Here is a 690-nt window from a genome sequence, read left to right as displayed (position 1 = left end):
GGCCAGGCCTCAGCATTTTATTATGGTGATCCCCTGGGCGAAATGCGCCTGGTAAGCAGAGTTTTTGAAATGTAAGGCCTTTGAATAAGACAAAAGGCTGCCTCATCGCTAACTTTGCAACAGTGCCTTCCGGGGCACCATTTTTGGCGCGTTTAGTGCCGCCGCGTGAGATCTGTTCATGATAGATTTGCTCGCAACCCGCTTTTGTCAGTTCATCAACCTGATGCGTTACATCCTGAAGATGTGTCGATTTACGCGCATAGCCGATTATCATTTTGCCACCCTATTTTGTTACATCGTTTTTGTTGTATTGATACTGTAACGGGTTTTGTTACAGCCGGAGAGCGTTTTATTGTATAGGCAACTGCTTATAGGGATGTGTCACAGAAACCATCGTTTTTGATACATTAATTTAACCAATAGGTTGCAGATCAAATCGCCTGTAACAGCCTTTCTGGCTGTTTGTATATAATTATGAAAAAATGGTGAGTAGAGTTTCAGGGTAACAGGGGATGTTTATGTCGGTTTTCCACAACTGGCTACTCGAGATCGCATGTGAGAATGGCACTGTTGCAAATAGTCGGTGGTGATAAACTTATCATCCCCTTTTGCTGATGGAGCTGCACATGAACCCATTCAAAGGCCGGCATTTTCAGCGTGACATCATTCTGTGGGCCGTACGCTGGTACT

At 44.6% G+C, this 690-nt stretch carries 1 pseudogene; it reads left to right on the top strand.

Going from position 1 to position 690, the window contains the following annotated elements:
* Positions 1 to 75, top strand: a pseudogene (locus OOJ60_RS24565) (IS6 family transposase); the annotation flags it as partial.
* Positions 76 to 690: the final 615 nt, after the last annotated feature.

Origin of the sequence: Citrobacter sp. R4, assembly GCF_026719175.1 — a bacterium.
Lineage (GTDB): Bacteria > Pseudomonadota > Gammaproteobacteria > Enterobacterales > Enterobacteriaceae > Citrobacter_A > Citrobacter_A sedlakii.
This window is presented reverse-complemented; position numbering and strand designations above follow the sequence as displayed.